Origin of the sequence: Streptomyces sp. DH37, from assembly GCF_029813835.1 — a bacterium.
GTDB lineage: Bacteria > Actinomycetota > Actinomycetes > Streptomycetales > Streptomycetaceae > Streptomyces.
The window spans coordinates 1-887 of sequence record NZ_JARVKV010000151.1; the positions used below are offsets into that span (position 1 = coordinate 1).

Genomic DNA, 887 nt, shown 5'->3' on the forward strand with positions numbered 1-887 from the left:
GTCCTGGACGGGGAGAGTGACCGTCAGGCGGTGCTGGCGAGTTTCGTGACCTCGTTGCCGCCGGGGGACGAGCGGCTGCTGCGGGAGTTGCTGGAGCGGGCCGAGGAGCCGGAGGACTGACGCGGTCATGGGGGTCTTCGTCTTTCTGCCGCTGGTGCTGCCGCTGACGGCCTGGCCCATCGCGCGCCTGGCCGAGCAGCATCTGCACCCGCGCACCGCCACGGTCCTGCTGTCGGCCGCGGCGGGGGTGCTGGCGGTGTGCAGCACGCTGTGCCTGGCGCTGCTGATGGTGGTGGGCACCGCCCAGCTGCCGGGCAACCCGCTGCCGGACGGCTGGTCGGATGCGGAGGTGCGCGAGGCGGTCCCGTACGACGAGGTCGCGGGCCGGGCGGCCATTCCCGCACTGCTGGCGGTCCTCGCGGCCTGTGCGCGGACGCTGTGGACGCGTCGGCGGGTGCGGCGCCGGGCGGTGCGGGCGCTGGCGGGTGCGCGCGGCTCGGCGGTGGCGGTGCTGCCCGACGATGAGCCGTACGCGTACGCGCTGCCCGCCGGTTCGGGCGGTGCGGGGCGGATCGTGGTGTCCACGGGGATGCTGTCGTGCCTGGGGGGCGGGGAGCGGCGGGCGCTGTTCGCGCACGAGCGGGCGCATCTGGTCGGCCAGCACCACCGGTTCCTGCTGACGGTGCAGCTGGCGGCGCGGGCGAACCCCTTCCTGCGGCCGTTGCGGACTGCGGTGTCCTACACGGCGGAGCGGTGGGCGGACGAGGACGCGGCGGCCGCGGTCGGCAGCCGGCGGACGGTGGCCCGGGCGGTGGGCAGGGCCGCGCTGGTCTCCCGCGGCACCGGTCCGGCCGCGGCATGGGCCCACTTCGCCGCGGCCGGACCGG

The 887-nt window shown here is 76.8% G+C and carries 1 protein-coding gene and 1 pseudogene; both read left to right on the forward strand.

The genetic code is table 11. From position 1 onward, the window contains the following. Nucleotides 1-120: pseudogene (locus tag QC029_RS30415) on the forward strand (BlaI/MecI/CopY family transcriptional regulator); the annotation flags it as partial. A gap of 7 nt (nucleotides 121-127) precedes the next feature. Further along, nucleotides 128-887: M56 family metallopeptidase (locus tag QC029_RS30420; RefSeq protein WP_279559071.1), on the forward strand; the 760-nt coding region annotated here is incomplete at its 3' end.